This is a genomic window from Pseudomonas sp. GM17, from assembly GCF_000282175.2.
Taxonomy (GTDB): Bacteria; Pseudomonadota; Gammaproteobacteria; order Pseudomonadales; family Pseudomonadaceae; genus Aquipseudomonas; species Aquipseudomonas chlororaphis.
Genome location: NZ_CP124732.1, coordinates 1,178,210 through 1,199,949, shown reverse-complemented (window position 1 = coordinate 1,199,949; position 21,740 = coordinate 1,178,210). Strand labels below are relative to the sequence as shown.

At 63.4% G+C, this 21,740-nt stretch carries 20 protein-coding genes; 4 read left to right on the top strand and 16 right to left on the bottom strand.

Annotated features, from left to right (window positions below; translation table 11 throughout):
* Window positions 1-15 precede the first annotated feature (15 nt).
* From dtd to hutC, 14 genes are all read right to left on the bottom strand, one after another.
* Window positions 16-453 (bottom strand): D-aminoacyl-tRNA deacylase, encoded by a 438-nt coding sequence (dtd, locus tag PMI20_RS05390; protein ID WP_007925900.1) that lies wholly within the window; start codon window positions 451-453, stop codon window positions 16-18.
* On the bottom strand, window positions 450-1,421 hold the full coding sequence (pip, locus tag PMI20_RS05385) for a prolyl aminopeptidase (protein WP_007925901.1): 972 nt from the start codon (window positions 1,419-1,421) through the stop codon (window positions 450-452). Before pip ends, dtd begins: the two co-directional genes overlap by 4 nt.
* A gap of 255 nt (window positions 1,422-1,676) precedes the next feature.
* Window positions 1,677-2,480, bottom strand: a complete 804-nt coding sequence (gene hutG, locus PMI20_RS05380) for an N-formylglutamate deformylase (protein ID WP_007925902.1) — start codon at window positions 2,478-2,480, stop codon at window positions 1,677-1,679.
* 10 nt (window positions 2,481-2,490) lie between these two features.
* On the bottom strand, window positions 2,491-3,696 hold the full coding sequence (hutI, locus tag PMI20_RS05375; RefSeq protein ID WP_007925904.1) for an imidazolonepropionase: 1,206 nt from the start codon (window positions 3,694-3,696) through the stop codon (window positions 2,491-2,493).
* A gap of 16 nt (window positions 3,697-3,712) precedes the next feature.
* Window positions 3,713-5,122, bottom strand: coding sequence for an L-histidine transporter HutT (locus PMI20_RS05370; RefSeq protein WP_007925907.1), 1,410 nt, complete (start codon window positions 5,120-5,122; stop codon window positions 3,713-3,715).
* Between the two features lie 151 nt (window positions 5,123-5,273).
* Window positions 5,274-6,806 (bottom strand): histidine ammonia-lyase, encoded by a 1,533-nt coding sequence (gene hutH / locus PMI20_RS05365; protein WP_007925908.1) that lies wholly within the window; start codon window positions 6,804-6,806, stop codon window positions 5,274-5,276.
* Between the two features lie 158 nt (window positions 6,807-6,964).
* Complete coding sequence (hutH, locus tag PMI20_RS05360; RefSeq protein WP_007925910.1) at window positions 6,965-8,488, bottom strand: histidine ammonia-lyase; 1,524 nt, start codon at window positions 8,486-8,488, stop codon at window positions 6,965-6,967.
* Window positions 8,489-8,587: 99 nt separating this feature from the next.
* The gene (locus tag PMI20_RS05355) at window positions 8,588-9,418 is read right to left on the bottom strand and encodes a quaternary amine ABC transporter ATP-binding protein (protein WP_007925912.1); all 831 of its coding nucleotides are present in this window, start codon (window positions 9,416-9,418) and stop codon (window positions 8,588-8,590) included.
* The gene (locus PMI20_RS05350) at window positions 9,415-10,266 is read right to left on the bottom strand and encodes an ABC transporter permease (protein ID WP_007925913.1); all 852 of its coding nucleotides are present in this window, start codon (window positions 10,264-10,266) and stop codon (window positions 9,415-9,417) included. Before PMI20_RS05350 ends, PMI20_RS05355 begins: the two co-directional genes overlap by 4 nt.
* A gap of 71 nt (window positions 10,267-10,337) precedes the next feature.
* The gene (locus PMI20_RS05345; protein WP_007925914.1) at window positions 10,338-11,306 is read right to left on the bottom strand and encodes an ABC transporter substrate-binding protein; all 969 of its coding nucleotides are present in this window, start codon (window positions 11,304-11,306) and stop codon (window positions 10,338-10,340) included.
* 74 nt (window positions 11,307-11,380) lie between these two features.
* Window positions 11,381-12,844, bottom strand: coding sequence for a purine-cytosine permease family protein (locus PMI20_RS05340; RefSeq protein ID WP_007925916.1), 1,464 nt, complete (start codon window positions 12,842-12,844; stop codon window positions 11,381-11,383).
* A gap of 117 nt (window positions 12,845-12,961) precedes the next feature.
* Window positions 12,962-14,644 (bottom strand): urocanate hydratase, encoded by a 1,683-nt coding sequence (gene hutU / locus PMI20_RS05335; protein ID WP_007925917.1) that lies wholly within the window; start codon window positions 14,642-14,644, stop codon window positions 12,962-12,964.
* 494 nt (window positions 14,645-15,138) lie between these two features.
* Complete coding sequence (locus PMI20_RS05330) at window positions 15,139-15,711, bottom strand: HutD/Ves family protein (RefSeq protein ID WP_007925918.1); 573 nt, start codon at window positions 15,709-15,711, stop codon at window positions 15,139-15,141.
* 9 nt (window positions 15,712-15,720) lie between these two features.
* Window positions 15,721-16,389 carry a histidine utilization transcriptional repressor HutC gene (hutC, locus tag PMI20_RS05325; RefSeq protein WP_238437480.1) on the bottom strand — a complete coding sequence of 223 codons (669 nt, stop codon included), beginning with the start codon at window positions 16,387-16,389 and terminating at the stop codon, window positions 15,721-15,723.
* Window positions 16,390-16,577: 188 nt separating this feature from the next.
* Here hutC and PMI20_RS05320 point away from each other — a divergent pair, with 188 nt between their 5' ends.
* Window positions 16,578-17,942, top strand: coding sequence for a formimidoylglutamate deiminase (locus tag PMI20_RS05320; RefSeq protein ID WP_007925920.1), 1,365 nt, complete (start codon window positions 16,578-16,580; stop codon window positions 17,940-17,942).
* Between the two features lie 43 nt (window positions 17,943-17,985).
* Here the strand turns inward: PMI20_RS05320 and PMI20_RS05315 are convergent, their stop codons facing one another.
* Window positions 17,986-18,555 (bottom strand): lipocalin family protein, encoded by a 570-nt coding sequence (locus tag PMI20_RS05315; protein WP_007925922.1) that lies wholly within the window; start codon window positions 18,553-18,555, stop codon window positions 17,986-17,988.
* Between the two features lie 35 nt (window positions 18,556-18,590).
* Window positions 18,591-18,845: a hypothetical protein gene (locus PMI20_RS05310; protein WP_007925924.1), complete on the bottom strand. Its 255-nt coding sequence runs from the start codon at window positions 18,843-18,845 to the stop codon at window positions 18,591-18,593.
* Window positions 18,846-19,128: 283 nt separating this feature from the next.
* Between PMI20_RS05310 and PMI20_RS05305 the strand changes: the two genes are divergently transcribed.
* The 3 genes from PMI20_RS05305 to PMI20_RS05295 all read left to right on the top strand — a co-directional run bounded on the left by PMI20_RS05305 (window position 19,129) and on the right by PMI20_RS05295 (window position 21,713).
* Entirely contained in the window at window positions 19,129-21,021 is a 1,893-nt protein-coding gene (locus PMI20_RS05305; RefSeq protein ID WP_007925926.1) for a methyl-accepting chemotaxis protein, read from the top strand.
* Between the two features lie 90 nt (window positions 21,022-21,111).
* Complete coding sequence (locus tag PMI20_RS05300) at window positions 21,112-21,384, top strand: type II toxin-antitoxin system Phd/YefM family antitoxin (protein ID WP_007925927.1); 273 nt, start codon at window positions 21,112-21,114, stop codon at window positions 21,382-21,384.
* Window positions 21,381-21,713, top strand: coding sequence for a type II toxin-antitoxin system RelE/ParE family toxin (locus tag PMI20_RS05295; RefSeq protein ID WP_007925929.1), 333 nt, complete (start codon window positions 21,381-21,383; stop codon window positions 21,711-21,713). The genes PMI20_RS05300 and PMI20_RS05295 overlap by 4 nt, the downstream gene beginning before the upstream one ends.
* The last annotated feature ends 27 nt before the right edge of the window (window positions 21,714-21,740 follow it).

The following is a 21,740-nucleotide window of genomic DNA, read 5'->3' as shown; positions in this document are numbered from 1 at the left end:
ATGTTTCAAGCACTTTCAGGTCTGTAACAGGAAGGTTACCGGGCCATCATTGACCAGATGGACCTGCATATCCGCCCCGAAGCGCCCTGATGCTACTTTGCCATGCAACTGTTGCGCCTTGCATAACAGATAATCAAAAAGTTCTTCACCGAGGGCCGGCGGTGCCGCCGTGGAAAAGCTCGGGCGCAGGCCGTTCTTGGTGTCCGCGGCCAGGGTGAACTGCGAGACCAGCAGCAAACCGCCGTCCACATCGGCCAGGGACAGGTTCATCTTGCCCTCGGCATCACTGAATACCCGATAGTTAAGCAGCTTGTGCAGCAGTTTGTCGGCACTGGCCCGAGTGTCCTCGGGCTCCACCGCCACCAGCACCAGCAAACCCTGGTCCACCGCCCCGACGATTTCCCCCGCCACTTCGACCCGCGCGCCGCGCACGCGCTGCAACAGCCCCTTCATGCTTCTTCGGGCGGCAGGTCGAGCAGGCGCCGGGCCATCTGATCAGCGGCACGCACCAGCGCATCGGTGATGCCCGGTTCGGACGCAGCGTGACCGGCATCGCGGATCACCTGCAGCTCGCTGTTCGGCCAGGCCTGGTGCAACTCCCAGGCATTGTCCAGCGGGCAGATCACGTCGTAACGACCATGCACGATCACGCCCGGCAAGTGGGCGATCTTGCCCATGTCGCGAATCAGCTGGTTCGGCTCGAGGAACGCATGGTTGGTGAAGTAGTGGCATTCGATCCGGGCAATCGACAGCGCGCGCTGCGGCTCGGAGAAACGATCGACCACCAGCGGATTCGGCCGCAGGGTCGCGGTCCGCCCTTCCCAGATCGACCAGGCCTTGGCCGCATGCATCTGGGCGATCTGGTCGTTGCCGACGAGACGCTTGTGGAAGGCGCTGAGCAGGTCGTCGCGCTCGTCCAGCGGGATAGGTGCCACGTAATCCTGCCAGTAGTCGGGGAACAGACGGCTGGCGCCGGCCTGGTAGAACCATTCGATTTCCTGCGGACGGCACAGGAAGATCCCACGCAGAATCAGGCCATGAACACGCTCAGGATGGGTTTGCGCATAAGCCAGGGCCAGGGTCGAACCCCAGGAGCCGCCGAACACCACCCATTTTTCGATGCCCAGGTGCAGTCGGATCCGCTCGAGGTCGGCGACCAGGTCCCAGGTGGTGTTGTTTTCCAGGCTGGCGTGCGGGGTGGAGCGCCCGCAACCGCGCTGGTCGAAGGTGATGATGCGGTACAGGTTCGGATCGAAGTAACGGCGACTCTGGGCATCGCACCCGGCTCCCGGGCCACCGTGGATGAACACCACCGGCAAGCCTTCCGGGGATCCGCTCTCATCGACATACAGTACATGGGGTTCGTCGACAGCCAGATCGTGCCGGGCATAGGGTTTGATCTGCGGGTACAAAGTCTGCATTGCGCGCTCCGTAAGGGGTCGAGGTCATCCCTGGGGGGACTTCAATTATTCTGCCGTCCGGCATCATAAACCCGAATTACGCAATGAGCATGTCCTTGGAAAAAATGCGGTTGTTTCCCCCGGAAAGCCAGACGCACCTGTAGCCGCTGCCGAAGGCTGCGCTCGACTGCGCAGCAGGCGCAGGATCTTGAGATCGCTGAAGGCCTTCGGTCTTATCGCAGCCTGCGGCAGCGGCTACAGGGCTTCCTGTCGGTTTCAGCGCCCGTAACGCTTCTGCCCCCAGGCCAGCAGCCCTTGCAGCAGCTGCTTGAGCACCACCTGGGTCGGCGCCGCCAGATCGTCGCGGTAGCGGAACGGCTCGAACTCTTCCATATAGGTGCTCTGCGCCAGTTCCAGCTGCACGGCATGGATATTCTCGGCCGGGTTGCCGTAGTGCCGGGTGATATGGCCGCCCTTGAAACGGCCGTTGAGCACATGGCTGTAGTCGGCATGGCGGGCGCAGATCGCTTCCAGCTGGCTGGCCAGTTCGGCATCGCAGCTGGCGCCATTGAAGGTGCCCAGGTTGAAGTCCGGCAGCTTGCCTTCGAACAGATGCGGGATCAGCGAACGGATCGAATGCGCATCGAACAGCAAGGCATAGCCGAACTCGGCCTTCAACCGTGCCAGCTCCTGCTGCAAAGTCCCGTGATAAGGCGTCCAGACCTTCTCCAGGTAAGTCGCCCGTTCCTGCTTCGACGGCTCCAGCCCCTCACGGAACAGCGGCACGCCATCGAACAGCGTGGCCGGGTACAACCCGGTGGTGGCCCCGACATAGAGAGGCTTGTCGTCGGATGGGCGATTGAGGTCGATGACGAAACGCGAATACTCGGCCGCCAGGGTGCTGGCGCCCAGCTCCTCGGCGAACGCGTAGAGCTGGGGAATGTGCCAGTCGGTATCCGGCAGGCTTTGCGCTTCGGGGATCAGCCCGGCCTCGACCGCCGGTGTCAGGCGCAGGCCGGCGTGAGGCATGCTGATCAGCAGCGGCACCCGGCCTTGTTTGAAGTTCAGAACCTTATCCACAACCCTTCTCCTATAAATCCACTTCAACGCCGTGGCGCACGACGCGTTTTTCCAGGTCACCGCCCAGCCAGTAAGCCAGGTCGGCGGGACGATCGATCTGCCAGGCGACGAAGTCCGCCACCTTGCCGACCTCCAGCGAACCGTGGGTCTGCTCCATGCCCAGCGCGGTGGCCGCATGCAGAGTCACGCCGGCCAGGGCCTCTTCCGGGGTCATACGGAAACAGGTGCAGGCCATGTTCAGCATCAGGCGCAGGGACAGCGCCGGTGAAGTGCCGGGGTTGAGGTCGCTGGCCACGGCGATCTTCACCCCGTGCTTGCGCAGCGCGTCCATCGGCGGCAGCTGGGTTTCGCGCAGGAAATAGAACGCGCCCGGCAGCAGCACGGCGACGGTGCCGGCCTCGGCCATGGCAATGGCGTCCTCCTCGGTCATGAACTCCAGATGGTCGGCCGACAGCGCGTGATAACGCGCCGCCAGGCTGGAGCCATGCAACGACGACAGCTGCTCGGCGTGCAGTTTCACCGGCAGGCCAAGCTTGTGCGCGGCGATGAACACCCGCTCCACCTGCTCCGGCGAGAACGCCAGGTATTCGCAGAACGCATCCACCGCGTCCACCAGGCCCTCGGCCGCCAGGGCCGGGAGCATTTCGTGGCAGATGTGCTCGATGTAGTCGTCCGAGCGCTCGGCGTATTCCGGCGGCAAGGCGTGGGCCGCCAGGCAGGTGCTGCGCACACTGACCGGCAGCTCGGCGCCCAGGCGCCGGATCACCCGCAGGATCTTGCGTTCGCTGGCCAGGTCCAGGCCGTAGCCGGACTTGATCTCGACGCTGGTCACGCCGTCGCGCAGCAGGCTTTTCAAGCGCTTGCGGGCGCTGTCGAACAGTTCGTCCTCGCTCGCCGCGCGGGTGGCCCGCACGGTGCTGGCGATACCGCCACCGGCGGCGGCGATTTCGGCGTAGCTCACCCCTTGCAGGCGTTGCTCGAATTCGCCGCTGCGGTTGCCGCCGAATACCGTGTGAGTGTGGCAGTCGATCAGGCCCGGGGTGACCCAGGCCCCCGCCAGGTCATGCAGCTCGGCATAGTTACCAGCCGGGACCTGATCGCGCGGACCGATCCACTCTATGAGCGCTCCTGACGTCACGATGGCGGCATCCTCGATGATCGAGTAAGCACCTTGCGCCATGCTTGCGACGTGACAGTGTTGCCAGAGAGTTTTCATCCGAGGACTCCGTTAGTTATCGATGGGACAAAGAAGGGTCGCGGTGCACCTGGACCGCCTGACCGGCGGCCGGCTTGACCCACAACAGATAAGCGATCACCAGCAGCACGATCCACACCGCCCCCACCGCCAGCGCCGCCTGGGTTTGCGGGAAATAACCCAGCACGCCGAAGACGAACAGCATGAACACGATGGCGGCTGCCGGCGCCCAGGGCCAGAACGGCACCGGGAATTTCAGTTGGGCGACCTGCTCGGCGCTCATCGAGCGACGCATGGCCACCTGGGTGACCAGGATCATCAGCCAGACCCAGACCGTGGCGAAAGTAGCGATCGATGCAATCAGCAGGAACACGTTTTCCGGAATCAGGTAGTTCAGCAGCACACCGCCCAGCAGCGCGGCGCCCATGACCACCACAGTCATCCACGGCACGCCGTGTTTCGACAGTTGGGCAAAGCCTTTGGGCGCCTGCCCTTGCTGGGCCAGGCCGTACATCATGCGTCCGGCGCCGAAGATGTCGCTGTTGATCGCCGACACCGCCGCCGAGATCACCACGATATTGAGGATGGTCGCCGCCGAGCCGATGCCCAGGTTGTCGAAGATCTGCACGAACGGGCTGCCCTGGCTGCCGATCTGCGGCCATGGATAGATGGCCATCAGTACGAACAGGGTCAGCACATAGAACAGCAGGATGCGCATCGGCACCGCGTTGATCGCCTTGGGGATGACCCGCTGCGGGTCCTTGGCTTCACCGGCGGTGATACCGATGATCTCGATGCCGCCAAAAGCGAACATCACCACCGCGAACGAAGCGATCAGGCCGCCGATGCCGTGGGGCATGAAGCCGCCGTGGGCCCAGAGGTTGGCCACCCCGGTGGCCTGCTCGTTGCTGGCCGAACCGATACCGAACAACATGATGCCGAAGCCGGCGAGGATCATCGCGACAATCGCGCCGACTTTCAGCAGCGACAGCCAGAACTCCATTTCGCCGAAGACCTTGACGTTGCACAGGTTGAGGCCGCCGATCAGGAACACGATGCCGAGCACCCAGACCCAGCGCGCCACTTCCGGAAACCAGAAGCCCATATAGATGCCGAAAGCCGTGACGTCGGCCAGGCAGACGATGATCATTTCAAAGGCATAGGTCCAGCCGAGGATAAAGCCCGGCAGTGGTCCCAGGTAATTGCTGGCGTAGTGGCCAAACGAGCCGGACACCGGGTTGTGCACGGCCATCTCGCCCAGCGCGCGCATCACCATGAACACCGCGGCGCCACCGATCAGGTAGGCCAGGAGGACCGCGGGACCGGCCATCTGGATGGCCGAGGCAGAACCATAGAACAGCCCGGTGCCGATCGCCGACCCCAGCGCCATGAAGCGAATATGTCGGGCGGACAGCCCGCGTTTCAATCCTTGAGCTTGCTGTTGCATTTCTCGTTCCTAATTATTTTTATCGGAGAAAACCCAAACCGTAGCCGCTGCCGAGGTACGAGGCTGCGATGGGCTGCGCAGCAGCCCCCGACGGCGGTCCTGCGGACCGCTTCGCAGCTTCGTACCTCAGCAGCGGCTACGGGCATGGTCGTTACAGGCTCGGCAGCAACTTGGCCGGCAGCAGCTCGTTCAGGCAACGGGACGCCAGCAGTTCGCCCGCGGCATTGATGTCCGGGGCGAAGAAGCGGTCCTTCTCGTAGAACGGCACTTTGCTACGCAGGGTGGCACGGGCCTTTTCCAGCTTGGTCGAGGTCTTCAGGCCATCACGCAGGTCCAGGCCCTGGCAGGCCGCCAGCCATTCCACGGCGAGGATGCCACGGGTGTTTTCGGCCATTTCCCACAGGCGCTTGCCAGCGGCGGGCGCCATGGACACATGGTCTTCCTGGTTGGCGGAAGTCGGCAGGCTGTCCACCGAGTGCGGATGGGCCAGCGCCTTGTTTTCGCTGGCCAGGGCCGCGGCGGTCACCTGGGCGATCATGAAGCCGGAGTTGACCCCGCCATTGGCCACCAGGAACGGCGGCAGCTGGGACATGTGCTTGTCCATCATCAGCGAGATGCGGCGCTCACTCAGGGAACCGATTTCGGCGATGGCCAGGGCCATGTTGTCGGCGGCCATGGCCACCGGCTCGGCGTGGAAGTTGCCACCGGAGATCACATCGCCCTCGGCGGCGAACACCAGTGGGTTATCCGACACGGCGTTGGCTTCGACCACCAGCACCTCGGCGGCCTGGCGGAACTGGGTCAGGCAGGCGCCCATGACTTGTGGCTGGCAGCGCAGGGAGTACGGGTCCTGCACCTTGTCGCAGTTCTGGTGCGACTTGGAGACTTCGCTGCTGTCGCCCAGCAGGTCGCGGTAAGCCGCGGCGGCGTCGATCTGGCCTTTCTGGCCACGGGCGGCATGAATCCGCGCATCGAACGGCGAACGCGAGCCCAGCACCGCCTCGACGGTCAGGCCGCCGCAGGCCAGGGCACCGGCGAACAGGTCTTCGCCTTCGAACAGGCCGCGCAGGGCAAACGCGGTGGAAACCTGGGTGCCGTTGAGCAGCGCCAGGCCTTCCTTGGCCGCCAGGGTCAGCGGCTTGAGGCCGGCCACGCTCAGGGCTTCGGTGGCGTCCAGCCATTGGCCTTTATAACGGGCCTTGCCTTCACCCAGCAGCACCAGGGACATATGCGCCAGCGGCGCGAGGTCGCCGGAAGCGCCCACCGAACCCTTGAGCGGGATATGCGGGTAGACCTCGGCGTTGACCAGGGCAATCAGCGCGTCGATCACCTGGCGGCGGATACCGGAAAAACCACGGCTCAGGCTGTTGACCTTGAGCACCATGACCAGGCGCACCAAGGCGTCGCTGATCGGCTCGCCGACACCGGCGGCATGGGACAGCACCAGGGAGCGCTGGAGGTTTTCCAGGTCTTCGCTGGCGATACGGGTCGAGGCCAGCAGGCCGAAACCGGTGTTGATGCCGTAGGCGGTGCGGTTCTCGGCAAGGATCTGCTCGACACAGGCGACACTGGCGTCGATCTGTGCCGAGGCGCTGTTATCAAGGCTGAGGGTTACCGGCTGTTGGTAGACGGCACGCAGTTGGGCCAGGGTCAATTGGCCGGGAATCAGATTTAGCGCAGTCACATTTATGCTCCTTTTGAGAGTTTGTTATTAACTACCAGTCGCTCCGGAAGCTTCCGTTGTCCGTCGCAGCCCGCCGTTTGTGAGCGAGTGGCGCCTTGGCACGCTGGTTTTTCGTGGAAACCGTTGTCTTGGAAAATCCTGTTCTTGCAGGGCGCGCTTCAGTGCACGCCCGGTAAAACCTCCTGCAGCAAGGCCGGAGCCTTGAGCAGCGCCGCCGCGCTGGCGATGTCCGGGGCCAGCCAGCGATCCTGGTCATAGGCCGGAACCCGCTGGCGCAGGAGCTTCCAGGCCGCCTCGGTGCCGGCACCGAAACGCTGTTCCTTGAGAAATTCGAAGGCCTGGGCCGCCAGCAGGTATTCGATGGCGAGGATCTGGGTGCAGTTTTCCAGCGCGCGGGAAAGCTTCAGCGCGGCGTTGGTGCCCAGGCTCAGGTGGTCTTCCTGCAGGCCGGAGGTGACGTAGTTGTCGAGCACCGCCGGTTGCGCCAGCTGGCGGTTTTCCGCGCACAGCGAGGCAGCGACGTACTGGACGATCATCATTCCGGAGTTGACCCCGGGGTTGCTCACCAGGAACGCCGGCAAACCGCTGACATGGGGGTTGATCAGGCGGTCCAGGCGGCGCTCGGCGATCGAGCCGATCTCGGCCATGGCGATCGCCAGCAGGTCCGCCGCCAGTGCCACCGACTGGCCGTGGGGGTTGGCCTGGGACATCACCCGGTAGTTGTCCGGAGTGCCCAGCACCATCGGGTTGTCGGTGACCGAGTTGAGCTCGGTTTCGACCTGCTGCGTCGCGTGCGCCAACTGATCGCGGGCGGCGCCGTGAACCTGCGGGATGGAACGGATGCTCAGGGCATCCTGGGTGCGGATGCCTTTGCTGGTGGCAATCACTTCACTGCCGTCGAGCAAGGCGCGCAGGTTGATGCCGACCTGCTGCATGCCGGGGTGCGGCTTGAGCGCAATGATCTCGGCATCGAAGGCGGCGATCTGCCCGCGCTGGGCCTCGAAGCTCATGGCGCCGATCACGTCGGCCCACTGCAGCAGGCGCGTGGCGTCGGCCAGGGCCAGGCAGCTCAGGCCGGTCATGCACGGCGTACCGTTGACCAGGCACAGACCGTCCTTGGCCCCCAGTTGCACCGGCTTCAGGCCTTCCGCCGCCAGCGCCTGCTCGGCCGATACGACCTGCCCGCGATAGCTGACCTGGCCGACGCCGAGCAAGGCGATGCTGATATGGGCCATGTGGGTCAGGTAACCCACCGAGCCCTGGGACGGCACCTGCGGGGTGATGCCGCGATTGAGCAGGGCCAGCAGCGCCTCGACCACCCGGCGATGCAAGCCGGACTTGCCGTGGCTGTAGTTGACGACAGCCGCGCACATGATCGCCCGGGTCTGCTCGTCGGCCAGCGGCGCGCCCACGCCACAGGCATGGCTGAGCAGGGTGTTGCGCGACAGCTGGCTGAGCTGTTCGTCCTGCAGCGAAACGTTGCACAGCGCGCCAAGGCCGGTGTTGATGCCATAGGCGCGTTCGCCGCTGACGACGATGCGCTGGACAATGGCCTGGGCATTCTCGATACGCGCCCAGGCCTGGGCCGACAGCTCGAGCTGCGCGCCATGCCGGGCTACGGCGACCACATCCTGCCAACGCAACGGGGCATCGGCGATAACGATTTTTTCAGCCTGCGACATCTTCGACCTCACGGGTACAACCTGAACATTGATGCAGCTTTACCGCCGCCTTCGCGGGCAAGCCTCGCTCCTACAGGGGAAGAGGCCCGCCCCAAGCCTTTAAACCACCGCCGCGCGTCGCTGCACGAAACGGTCGACATACTCGTCCGCCGGCGAATGCAGGATCTCTTTCGGCGTGCCGACCTGGATCAGCCGGCCATCCTTGAGGATCGCAATGCGGTTGCCGATGCGCACGGCCTCGTCGAGGTCGTGGGTAATGAAGACGATGGTCTTGTGCAGGGTCTTTTGCAGCTCCAGCAGCTGGTCCTGCATCTCGGCGCGGATCAGCGGGTCGAGGGCGCTGAAGGCCTCGTCCATCAGGATGATGTCGGTGTCCGCCGCCAGGGCGCGGGCCAGGCCGACACGCTGGCGCATGCCGCCAGACAGCTGGTGCGGGTACTTGTTCTCGTAGCCCTTGAGGCCCACGGTGTTGATCCAGTGCAGCGCGCGCTCGGTGCAGACTTCCTTGCTCTCGCCCCGCACCTTGAGGCCGTAGGCGGTGTTTTCCAGCACGGTCTTGTGCGGCAGCAGGCCGAAGCTCTGGAACACCATGCTGATCTTGTGCCGGCGAAATTCGCGCAGGGCTTCCATGTCGTATTGCAGGATGTCCACGCCATCCACCAGGATCGCGCCGCTGGTCGGGTCGATCAGGCGGTTGAAGTGGCGCACCAACGTCGACTTGCCGGAGCCGGACAGGCCCATGATCACGAAGATCTCGCCGGTGCCGATGCTCAGCGACAGGTCGTTGACCCCGACCACGCAGCCGGTCTCGGCCAGCACCTGGTCCTTGGTCTTGTTCTGGCGAATCATGTTCAGCGCGTCGGCCGAACGGTTGCCGAAAATCTTGAAGACGTTCTTGACTTCGATCTTGCTCACGATTGCGTCGTTCATTTGCTCACCTCATGGCGTGGACGACCATAGGCTTGGGTAATACGGTCGATGACCACGGCCAGAATCACGATCGCCAGGCCGGCTTCCAGGCCACGGCCGACGTTGAGGGTCTGGATGCCCACCAGCACGTCTTCGCCCAGGCCACGGGCACCGATCATCGAGGCGATCACCACCATCGACAGGGCCATCATGGTGGTCTGGTTGATCCCGGCCATGATGCTCGGCAGGGCCAGCGGCAGTTGCACGCCGAACAGTTGCTGCCAGCGGTTGGCGCCGAAAGCGTTGATCGCCTCCATGACTTCGCCGTCGACCTGGCGAATGCCCAGGTCGGTCAGGCGGATCAGCGGCGGCGCGGCGTAGATCACGGTGGCGAAGATCGCCGGCACCTTGCCCAGGCCGAACAGCATCAGCACCGGGATCAGGTACACGAAGCTCGGCATGGTCTGCATGATGTCCAAGAGCGGCATCAGCACCGAACGCAGGCGATTGCTGCGCGCCGAGAGGATCCCCAGGGGAATGCCGATCAGCACCGAAATGAAGGTCGCCACCAGCATCAGCGCCAGGGTCTGCATCAGCTTGTCCCACAGGCCGACCGCGCCCACCAGAAACAGCAGGCCGACGATCACCGCGGTGGTCACCAGCTTGCGGGTCGAATGCCAGGCGATGCCGCCGACGATCGCCAGCATCAGCCACCAGGGCGCCAGGCGCAGCAGGCCTTCGAGGTTGACGATGGCCCACAGCAGGGTGTCGGAGATGTGGCGGAACACATCGCCGTAGTTGGTCACCAGCGAATCGACCCAACTGTTGACCCAGTCGGCGATGGAAAACGTGAAGCTTTCAGGAAACATAGAGAGGCTCTCGATCAAATGGGTTGCGGCAAGGCTCCCGGCTGCGCTTCAGGCAGCCGGGAAGGCTCTACCTACAAGGCCGCGTCGATTTTCTTGGCTGCGTCGTCGCTCACCCATGCGTGCCAGACTTCAGGATGTTCCTTGAGGAAAATTTTCGCCAGCTTCGGCGATTCGATACGTTCCTTCGCCATGCGGCCCAGGTTCTGGTTGAGCAGGTCGATCGGCAGGTTGACCTTTTCCAGCACGGCCACCAGCTCAGGCGCTTCCTCGTGGAAGGTCTTGGACAGGCCGACCTTGATGGTCACGCTCTTGTCCACGCCCGGCTTTTCTTCCAGCTTCACCAGGTCGACCTGGCCCATCAGCGGGGTTGGCGACCAGTAGTAGAACAGGATAGGTTCGCCACGCTTGTAGCTCGACAGCACCGCGGCATCCAGCGCCGGGCCGGTGCCTGGGCGGAAGTTGGTGTAGCTGCTTTCCAGGCCGTAGCTTTTCAGCATCTCGCTGTTGTCCAGCTCGCAGGTCCAGCCGGCCGGGCAGTTATAGAAACGGCCCTTGCTCGGCTCTTCCGGGTCCTTGAATACGCTGGCGTACTTGCCCAAATCGGCGATGTTCTTCAGGTCCGGGGCCTTGGCTTCCAGCTTGCGCTTGGCATCGCCTTCGATCACGTAGCGCGGCACGTACCAGCCTTCGATGGCGCCCACCACCGGGGCGCCGACGCCGACCACCTTGCCGGCCTTCTCGGCCTTGTTCCAGACCTCGCTGCGACCGACCCATTCCTCGGCGAAAACCTGGATGTCATTGCTGCTCAGGGCGTTCTCCATGGTGATGGAGTTGCCTGGCAGGCTGTCGGTCTTGCAGCCGTAGCCTTTTTCCAGGACCACTTGCAGCACGTCGGTCAGCAACATGCCGCTTTCCCAGTTCAGGCCGGCGAATTTCACCGGTTTGCCGGACTCGCACCAGCCGGCCGCCTGGGTAGCGCCAGCGCTGGCCAGCAGGCCCATGGAAAGCAAAGTGGTCAGCAGGGTCTTATTCATTTTCATTGTGTGACGCTCCCAATCATTGAAATGGATTACGGCAGTCAAGAGGCATCCAGCCCGTCCACGTCCAATCAGGTCTAGACCGCAGTAGCGCGGCCTGCCCCACTCAGCTTTTGTTCTGTGATCGAGTCCTGCTCTACCGGCAGGATCAGGCGATCGGGTACGGCGCCATGCCATTTCTTCGCGCAGACGTAATACAGCGCCGCGGGAACCACCAGGCCGACGATCCAGGAGATATCCACGCCACCCAGGGTTTCCACCAGCGGGCCGGTGTAGAACTTGGTGGCGATGAACGGCAGCTGCACCAGCACACCGATCACATAGACGCTGATACCGAGGATGTTCCAGCGGCCGTAGCGACCGTTCGGATCGGCCAGCGCCGGCACGTCATAGTGCTCGCGGGTGATGCAGTAGTAATCCACCAGGTTGACCGCGCTCCACGGGGTGAAGAAGGCCAGCAGGAAGAGGATGAAAGACTTGAACGCACCGAGGAACGAGTGCTGGCCGAGCAAGGCGATCAGGGTCGCAGTACCGACGATGACCAGCACGAACACCAGGCGTTGCAAGCGCGTCACTTCCAGGTGGCCACGAAAGCCACTGATGATGGTGGCGATGCACATGAAGCTGCCGTAGGAGTTCAACGTCGAGATGGTGACCTTGCCGAAGGCGATGCTGAAGTACAGCAGCGCGGCGGTGGCACCGCTGCCACCCAGACCGACGATATAGGCCACTTCGTGACCGGCGAACTGCCCGTCGGCCATGGCCGCGGCGAACACGCCGAGGATCATCGCCACCTGCGCGCCGATCACCGAGCCCGCGCCAGCGGCGAGGAAGGTTTTCACCGAAGAGGTCTTGCTCGGCAGATAGCGCGAATAGTCGGCCACGTAGGGGCCGAAGGCGATCTGCCAGGACGCGGCGAGCGACACCGCGAGCAGGAAGCTGCTCCAGCTGAAGTGGCGGATTTCCAGGAGTGCGCCAACGTCGGTCTGGCTCATCAGGCGACTGAACAGATAAACGAAGGCGATCACGCCAATAACGCTGGCGGCGCGACCGATGAAATGGATCACCCGGTAGCCGAGCACCGTGACCAGCACGATGACGCTGGCGAAGATCAGGATGCCGACACTGTCGCTGACCCCGAACAGCTGGCCCAGCGCCTGGCCGGAAAGCACCGTGCCGGTGGCAGTGAAGCCCAGATACATCAGGCAGACCAGGACGATCGGAATGGCCGCGCCATACACCCCGAACTGAACACGACTGGAGATCATCTGCGGCAGGCCAAGCTTGGGCCCTTGCGCCGCATGCAACGCCATCACACCGCCGCCCAGCAGTTGCCCGATGAGCAGGCCGATCAGCGACCAGAACACATCACCGCCCAGCACCACCGCCAGAGCGCCAGTGACGATGGCGGTGATCTGCAGGTTAGCCCCCAACCACAGGGTGAACTGGCTGTAGAGCTTACCGTGGCGTTCGGCTTCGGGGATGTAGTTGATCGACCGCCGCTCGATCAGGGGTTTGGAGCTATCGCTGGCCGTGGACATCGTTATTGTTCTCCCGGGAGATTCTTGTCATGTCAAAGCACTGCTACATGGACCGAGCCGCCGCACTGCAGCGTGCGGCAGCTCCTTCCCTGATCCTGGCGGCGATCCGCCGGGAGCTTACTTGCCAGTGATCATCGGCAGGTTCAGGCCCTGTTCCTTGGCGCAGTCGATGGCGATCTGGTAACCGGCATCGGCGTGACGCATGACACCGGTACCCGGGTCGTTATGCAGCACACGGGCGATACGTTCGGCCGCTTCGTCGGTACCGTCGCAGACGATCACCATCCCGGAGTGCTGGGAGAAGCCCATGCCGACGCCGCCGCCGTGGTGCAGGGAAACCCAGGTCGCGCCGCTGGCGGTGTTCAGCAGGGCGTTGAGCAGTGGCCAGTCGGACACGGCGTCGGAACCGTCCTGCATCGATTCGGTTTCGCGGTTCGGGCTGGATACCGAGCCGGAGTCCAGGTGGTCGCGACCGATGACGATCGGCGCCGACAGCTCGCCGCTGCGCACCATTTCGTTGAACGCCAGGCCGAGCTTTGCGCGCAGGCCCAGGCCAACCCAGCAGATACGCGCCGGCAGGCCCTGGAAGCTGATGCGCTCGCGCGCCATATCCAGCCAGTTGTGCAGGTGAGCGTCGTCCGGAATCAGTTCCTTGACCTTGGCGTCGGTCTTGTAGATGTCCTGCGGGTCGCCCGACAGCGCGGCCCAGCGGAACGGACCGATGCCGCGGCAGAACAGCGGACGGATATAGGCCGGTACGAAGCCTGGGAAGTCGAAGGCGTTCTCGACGCCTTCTTCCTGGGCCATCTGACGGATGTTGTTGCCGTAGTCGAAGGTCGGGATGCCCTGCTTCTGGAAGTCGAGCATGGCCTTGACGTGCACGGCCATCGATTGCTTGGCCGCCTTGACCACCGCGGCAGGCTCGGTCTTGGCGCGCTCGCGGTACTGCTCCCAGGTCCAGCCGGCTGGCAGGTAGCCGTTGAGCGGGTCGTGGGCGCTGGTCTGGTCGGTGACCATGTCCGGACGCACGCCGCGACGGACCATTTCCGGGAGGATTTCAGCCGCGTTGCCGCACAGGGCGATGGAGATCGCCTTGCCTTCGGCGGTGTACTTGGCGATACGCGCCAGGGCGTCGTCCAGGTCTTTGGCCTGCTCGTCGACATAGCGGGTCTTGAGGCGGAAATCGATGCTGGTCTGCTGGCATTCGATGTTCAGCGAGCAGGCGCCTGCCAGGGTCGCGGCCAGAGGCTGGGCGCCACCCATGCCGCCGAGGCCGGCGGTCAGGACCCAGCGGCCCTTGAGGTCATCGTTGTAGTGCTGGCGACCGGCTTCGACGAAGGTTTCGTAGGTGCCCTGGACGATGCCCTGGCTGCCGATGTAGATCCAGCTGCCGGCGGTCATCTGGCCATACATGGCCAGGCCCTTGGCATCCAGTTCGTTGAAGTGTTCCCAGGTCGCCCAGTGCGGCACCAGGTTGGAGTTGGCGATCAGCACGCGCGGGGCATTGCTGTGGGTCTTGAACACGCCGACCGGCTTGCCGGATTGCACCAGCAGGGTCTCGTCGTCATTCAGGTTGGTCAGGCTCTCGACGATCTTGTCGTAGCACTCCCAGTTGCGCGCGGCGCGGCCGATGCCACCGTAAACCACCAGCTCTTTCGGGTTCTCGGCGACTTCCGGGTCGAGGTTGTTCATCAGCATGCGCAGCGGCGCTTCTGTCAGCCAGCTCTTGGCGGTCAGCTTGTTGCCGCGGGCAGCGCGAATTTCGACGTTCCGGTATTTCGTAGGTTTATTCTCAGTCACGAAAAAACTCCTCAGCGATCAATCCAAACCAACCCAGGCAGTGGGCGAGCGTGCCTGCGCGCAGGGCGCTGCGCAGCAAGCGAATCAGGGGACGCAGCGAAGAGTCTTCAGTGACTCATACGCATACGTCTTTACTTGTACATACAAGCATATGCAATCGATCGGCCAACTCGTTGAATGAGCCTTCAAGAAAATCGTGAAACCGATGAAGAGGCCCTTGGATCAAGGGTTTCAGCGTCGATTATTTTTTCACGGGGATTATGGCTAGAGGCGGGAAAGCTGTTACTTCGCCAGGGCTTTGCGCCACGCTGGGGCGTTCGGTAACAAATTGGTGCGCGAGGGAAACAACATCAGGGAGGGAGAGAAACAGGTGGGCTTGTAGCCGCTGCCGAAGGCTGCGATCAACTCCGAAGGAGACGCGCTCTTGCAGGCCGGAAGGCTCTTCGAGTCGAGCGCGACCCCGGCCTATCGCAGCCTGCGGCAGCGGCTACAGGTCAGATGGCTGTCAGTTCGATCACGCAGCAAGCGCCGCTGACGGTGACTTCCCGCAAGCCGGGGTTACCGAGCAGTTGCAGGCAGTCATGGCGCTCAAGCAAGGCGGCGACACCGCCACCCAGGTCGGCGCGCATTTCCTCGGCCACGCTGAATACCAGCACCGTGCCGGCCTGGGTGAAGAAGCGCTGACCACCCGACAGCCATTGCAAGCGAGCGCTGTAGCGGTCCGGCGCGTAGATCAGGTTGAAGTCGCGAATCGGCCCGTCGATCAGGGTGCACGCGACCTGGCTGGCGCCACTGAAGGCAAAGGGGTCCAGCGGTAACAGTACGCGGGTGTCCTCGCCGTCCACCGTCAGGGTCATGCCCGCGCCTTGCAGCACGGTAATGATCCGCTGGTAGCCGGCGAAGCTGGAGAAGCCACCGGACTCGCCGATATCGGCGATCGACAGCCGCCAGCCGAAACCTTCCAGGCCGACGCCGGCGTCCCGGGTGATCTCTTCGGTACTGCCGCCACCGTTCTTCCATGGCATGCGCGGGTAGTTGGCCGCGCGCAAAACGTTCAACTGAGTCATTGATGCCCCTTACTTATGAAACCGCCCTTCCAGGCTGTGACGAGAACCCGGGTGGATCAGGCGCGCGGCGGTTACCGGCTGGCGGCCGGACCAGGTCCGGCGGCGAATCAGCAGGCACGGCTCGCCGCGCTCGATCTGCAGCAGCTTGCACTCTTCCGGCTCGGCCAGAATCGCCTCGACCACATGCTCGCCTTCGGTCAGCGGTGCGACCTGGTTCAGGTAGGCGTAGGGGGTCTGCAGGGTGAAGTCCTGCTTGAGGTAGTCCGGTGCCACCAGCGCGTTGACGAAGCGGTCCTCGATCTGCACCGGGATATCGTTCTCGAAATGCACGATCAGCGAGTGGAAGACCCTCTGCCCTTCGCGCATTTCCAGGGCCACGGCGCGCTCGGAACCGGCCGCCTCTTCACCCAGGGTAATGACTTTGCAAGTGTGGCGATGACCGCGCGAGGCGATCTCGTCGGCAATGTTGTGCACCTCGAACAGCGCCGACTGGCTTTTCGGTTCGGCGACGAAAGTCCCCACGCCCTGCATGCGCACCAGCAGGCCTTCGGCGGTCATCTCGCGCAGGGCGCGGTTGATGGTCATGCGGCTGAAACCCAGCTGGCTGACCAGCTCGCTTTCCGAGGGCACGCGGTAATGCGGCGGCCAGTTTCCACTCTCGATCTGCTGGGTGATCATCTGCTTGACGCGGGCGTACAGGGGCGCCGGACTATCGCCCAGATGGGCGGCCAGCGGGGAGTTGGCGGGCGGAGTCGGCACGGGAAATCCTTGTTGGCTGAAGAAAGAGGCTAGCTTGCCGGAGTTTACCGAGCAGGCAAACGTCTGTATATGTATATACAAATAACACACGACGGGGTGCTTGAACCATGTCCGCCTTCTTTGCCGAACGCGCACTGCTGCCTAACGGATGGGCCAACAACGTACGTCTCGAGGTCAGCGCCGACGGCCTGTTGACCCACATCCAGGCCGATGCCAGCGCAGAAGGCGCCGAGCGGCTACAAGGCCCGCTGCTGCCGGGCATGCCCAACCTGCACTCCCATGCGTTCCAGCGGGCGATGGCCGGGCTGGCGGAAGTGGCCGGCAACCCCAACGACAGCTTCTGGACCTGGCGCGACCTGATGTATCGCCTGGTGGGCAAGATCAGCCCGGACCAGCTGGGCATCATCGCCCGTCAGCTGTACATCGAAATGCTCAAGGCCGGTTACACCTCGGTCGCCGAATTCCACTATGTGCATCACGACACCAACGGCCAGCCCTACGCCGACCCGGCCGAACTGTCCCTGCGCATCAGCCAGGCCGCCAGCGCCGCCGGCATCGGCCTGACCCTGCTGCCAGTGCTGTACAGCCACTCCGGTTTCGGCGGCCAGGCGTCCAACGAAGGCCAGAGCCGCTTCATCAACAGCACGGAAAACTACCTCAAGCTGCAAAGCCGCCTGCAACCGCTGCTGGCCCGGCAACCGGCCCAGCAGTTGGGGCTGTGCTTCCACTCGTTGCGCGCGGTCACCCCGCAGCAGATCAGCGAAGTGCTGGCCGCCAGCGACAAGCAGTGCCCGGTGCATATCCACATTGCCGAACAGCAGAAGGAAGTCGATGACTGCCTGACCTGGAGCGGGCGCCGGCCGCTGCAATGGCTGTATGAAAACACCGCGGTCGATCAGCGCTGGTGCCTGGTCCATGCCACCCACGCGAATGCCGAAGAAGTCAGCCTCATGGCGCAAAGCCGAGCAATTGCCGGCCTGTGCCTGACCACCGAAGCCAACCTCGGCGACGGGATTTTCCCAGCGGTGGATTTTCTCGCACAGGGCGGCCGCATGGGCATCGGTTCCGACAGCCATGTGTCGCTGAGCGTGGTGGAAGAATTGCGCTGGGCGGAATACGGCCAGCGCCTGCGCGATCAACGCCGCAACCGCCTGTATCGCAACGACCAGCCGATGGTTGGCCGGACCCTGTACGACGCCGCGCTGGACGGCGGCGCCCAGGCCCTGGGGCAGCCGATCGGCGCCCTGGAAGTGGGCAAGCGTGCCGACTGGCTGGTGCTTGACGGCAGCGATCCTTACCTGGCCACCGCCGAGGGCGACGGCATTCTCAACCGCTGGCTGTTCGCCGGCGGCGATCGCCAGGTGCGCGATGTGCTGGTCAACGGTCAGTGGGTAGTGCGCGACGGACGTCACGCAGGCGAAGAAGAAAGTAATCGGGCCTTTACCCAGGTGCTGCGCGACCTGCTCGGCTGAAGCCCGTCACCGCGGGAACCAGCACGCTGGCTCCCGCATGGATTCACTTCGAGGTCTTGGCCATCGCCTTGTCCGACACGCGCCAGATCAGGCGGGTGGTGTCATAACCCTGCTGGCGCGCCCTGCTCAGCAGGTCCTCGCGAACCGCCTCGCTGACATTCGGCCGGCGCGACAACAGCCACAGGTATCGACGATCCGGGTTGCCGACAATGGCGGTCTTGTAGTCGTCGCTCACATACAGCACCCAGTAGTCGCCCTTGGCCAGGCCCGGTATCAACCGGGAAAACCAGGTATCGAATTCGACCCACAGCTTGTCGGTTTTATCCGGCGCCTGCGGCGTTGCCGTGCCCCGCACCTCTTCCCATTGCCAGTTGGCGGTCAGGCAGCGATTGAGCACCGCCATATTGCCTTCGGGCAGCAAGGTGTAGCGGGCTTCGGATTGCGCGCAGTTACGCTGGAAATACATCGGCAAACGCGCCAGCTCGTACCAGGTCCCTTGGTAACGCTTGAGATCGACGTGATTCGCGGTCTTGGGCGCCAGTGAATCGTCCCGGGAAGTGGCGCAGCCGGCCAACAACAGGCCGGCCAGAAGAGTGACTAGCAAACGCATCATTATTTTTCTCCCGTGGGCACGTGGCCCCGGTTTTTTTACTTCAGGCCTTGCCCGGAAAACATCAGCACTTTGTCACCGGCGTACTGCACGCTGATAAAGCTGTTCTTGTCACCCCAGGTGCAGCTGGACATGCCCAGCGCGCCGGAACAATCGGTTGGTTTGCCCAGCAGTTTTTCAACTTCGGCCTTGGGCATGCCGGCCGACAGCTTGGAATAGTTTTCCTGATTGATCTTGCCGCATGCAGCCAACAGCACGCAGAACGACAACAGAGCGAGAGAACGCAGGGACATGGTGAAACTCCTGGGCGAACGGGGGGATGGCATGCTGCCAACCAGAAGCTTAGAAGAGAAAAGCCCCATCTGGTTCCCCAGCCAGACGCCTATTTATTGTGACGCAGCGCCCAGCATTTCCTCCGGAATCAACCACTTTGCGGGGGCAAAACGCATTTCGTCGGGCAGACGTCGGCGTGCCTCATTTTTCATGATGGCCAGTCGACATAAAAGCAGCGCAAAAGCTGCCGTTATGGCAAATTGACGCCCCCTCGCTGACCACCCTTTCGCGGTAGTTCACCTAATGACCAGAAACATGAAATTCAGCCATAAGATCCTGCTTGCCGCCGCTCTTGTGGTCGCCGTTGCGTTCGCCTGTTTTATCCTGTTCAACGACTATCGACAGCGCGAGGCCCTGCACAGCAGCAACGAGTCCTCCATGCAGGAACTCGGCAGCCTGACCAGCAGCAACATCCAGACCTGGCTGGAAAGCCGCATCCAGTTGCTGCACACCCTGGCCCAGCAGATCGCCGTGGACGGCAGCGGCGCCGACGACCTGAAACGCAGCGTCGGCCTCCCCGCCTACGCCAGCAACTTCCAGCTCAGCTACTTCGGCGGCCAGGACGGCGCGATGTTCTCGGTCCCGGCGGGCAACCGCGCGCCCGACTACGACCCCCGTGCCCGCGGCTGGTACAAGGCGGCCAACACGGCCCAGCAGACCATCGTCACCGAACCCTACATCGCCGCCTCCTCCGGCAAGCTGGTGATCACCGTCGCCACCCCGGTGCAGCACCAGGGCAGCTTCATCGGCGTCGCCGGGGCCGATATCGACCTGTCCAACGTCAGCGCCATCATCAACTCGCTGAATTTCGGCGGCCATGGCCAGGCGTTCATCGTCAGCGCCGGCGGCAAGATCCTGATCCACCCGGACAGCAAGCTGGTGCTCAAGAACCTCAGCGACGCCTACTCCAATGGCGCCCCGCAGGTCGGCCCGGGCCTGAAGGAAGTCGAGCTGGGCGGCAAGACCCAGCTCATCTCCTTCACCCGCGTCAACGGCGTGCCGGCGGCGGACTGGTACGTGGCGCTGGTGCTGGACAAGGACACCGCGTTCTCGATGCTCAGCGAATTCCGCACCTCGGCGATCATCGCCATGCTGATTGCCGTAGTGATCATCATCAGCCTGCTGGGCATGCTGATCCGCGTGCTGATGCAGCCGCTGCACCTGATGGGCCGCGCCATGCACGACATCGCCGAGGGCGAAGGCGACCTGACCAAGCGCCTGACCATCCATGGCCACGACGAGTTCGGCACCCTGGGCGTGTCGTTCAACCGTTTCGTCGAACGGGTTCACGGTTCGATCCGCGAAGTCGCCTCGGCCACCGGCCAGGTCAACGAAGTCGCCCTGCGGGTGGTCAGCGCCTCGAACTCGTCGATGTTCAACTCCGGCCAGCAGGCCTCGCGCACCAGCAGCGTCGCTGCGGCCATCAACCAGCTCGGCGCCGCCGCCCAGGAAATCGCCCAGAACGCCGCCCTGGCGTCGCAGCACTCCAGCGATGCGCGCAACCTGGCCAGCGAAGGCCAGGCCGTGGTCGACCAGACCATCGCCGCCATGCAGCAGCTGTCGGCGAAGATCAGCGACTCCTGCGGCCATATCGAAACCCTGAACAGCAACACGGTGAACATCGGGCAGATCCTCGAAGTCATCACCAGCATCTCCCAGCAGACCAACCTGCTGGCCCTCAACGCCGCCATCGAAGCCGCCCGCGCCGGGGAGGCCGGCCGTGGTTTCGCGGTGGTCGCCGATGAGGTGCGCAACCTCGCCCACCGCACCCAGGACTCGGCGCAGCAAGTGCAGAAGATGATCGAGGAACTGCAGGTCGGCGCCCGCCAGGCGGTGGACACCATGACCGAAAGCCAGCGCGAGAGCGCAAGCAGCGTCGGCATCGCCAACCAGGCCGGCCAGCGCCTGGGCAGCGTGACCCAGCGCATCGGCGAGATCGACGGCATGAACCAGTCCGTGGCCACCGCCACCGAGGAGCAGACCGCCGTAGTGGAGTCGATCAACGTCGACATCACCGAGATCAACACCCTCAACCAGGAAGGCGTGGAAAACCTGCAGGCGACCCTGCGCGCCTGCGCCGACCTGGAGCAGCAAGCGGCGCGGTTGCAGCAGTTGGTGGGTAGCTTCAGGATTTAACGATCAGCAACACTCAACTCGTCTGGCGCGGCGCATATAGGACTGAATAAAGACTAAACTCAGTCCTGCTTCCCCAGACGAGATGCTCCCATGAAGCTTTCTTCTCAGATCAAACCGATCAGTTACCTGAAAAGCCATACCGCCGAGATCGTCAAAACCATCACCGAAAGCCGTGAGCCCATGGTCATTACCCAGAACGGCGAGGCAAAACTGGTGGTCATGGATGTGAAAAGCTTCGAGCAGCAGGAAGAAACCATGGCGCTGCTGAAGATCCTCGCCCTCGGTAATCGTGAGATCGATGAAGGCCAATTCCGCGATGCCCAGGACGTGTTCGACGAACTGGACCAGGCCGACCAACCGTGACATTCAAGGTAGTGCTTCTGCATTCGGCGGAAACCGACCTCATCGAGTTGCGTACCTACCTCACCCAGCGGCTCTCCACCGCTACCTGGCACAACAGCTACAGCAGCCTGAAACAAGCCATTCGCCAACTGGCCACCCTGCCCTACGCCGGGGCGATTCCCGAAGAACTCGAACAACTGCATGTCGGCCACTACCGACAGATACTCTCGGGGATGAATCGAATCATCTATGAAGTACGAGACGCTACCGTCTACATCCATGTCATCGCCGATACCCGCCAAGACCTGCAAACCTTGCTGATGAAGCGGTTACTGCGCGCCAGGCGCTAAGTATTCATGGGTCTTGAAGCCCTATCG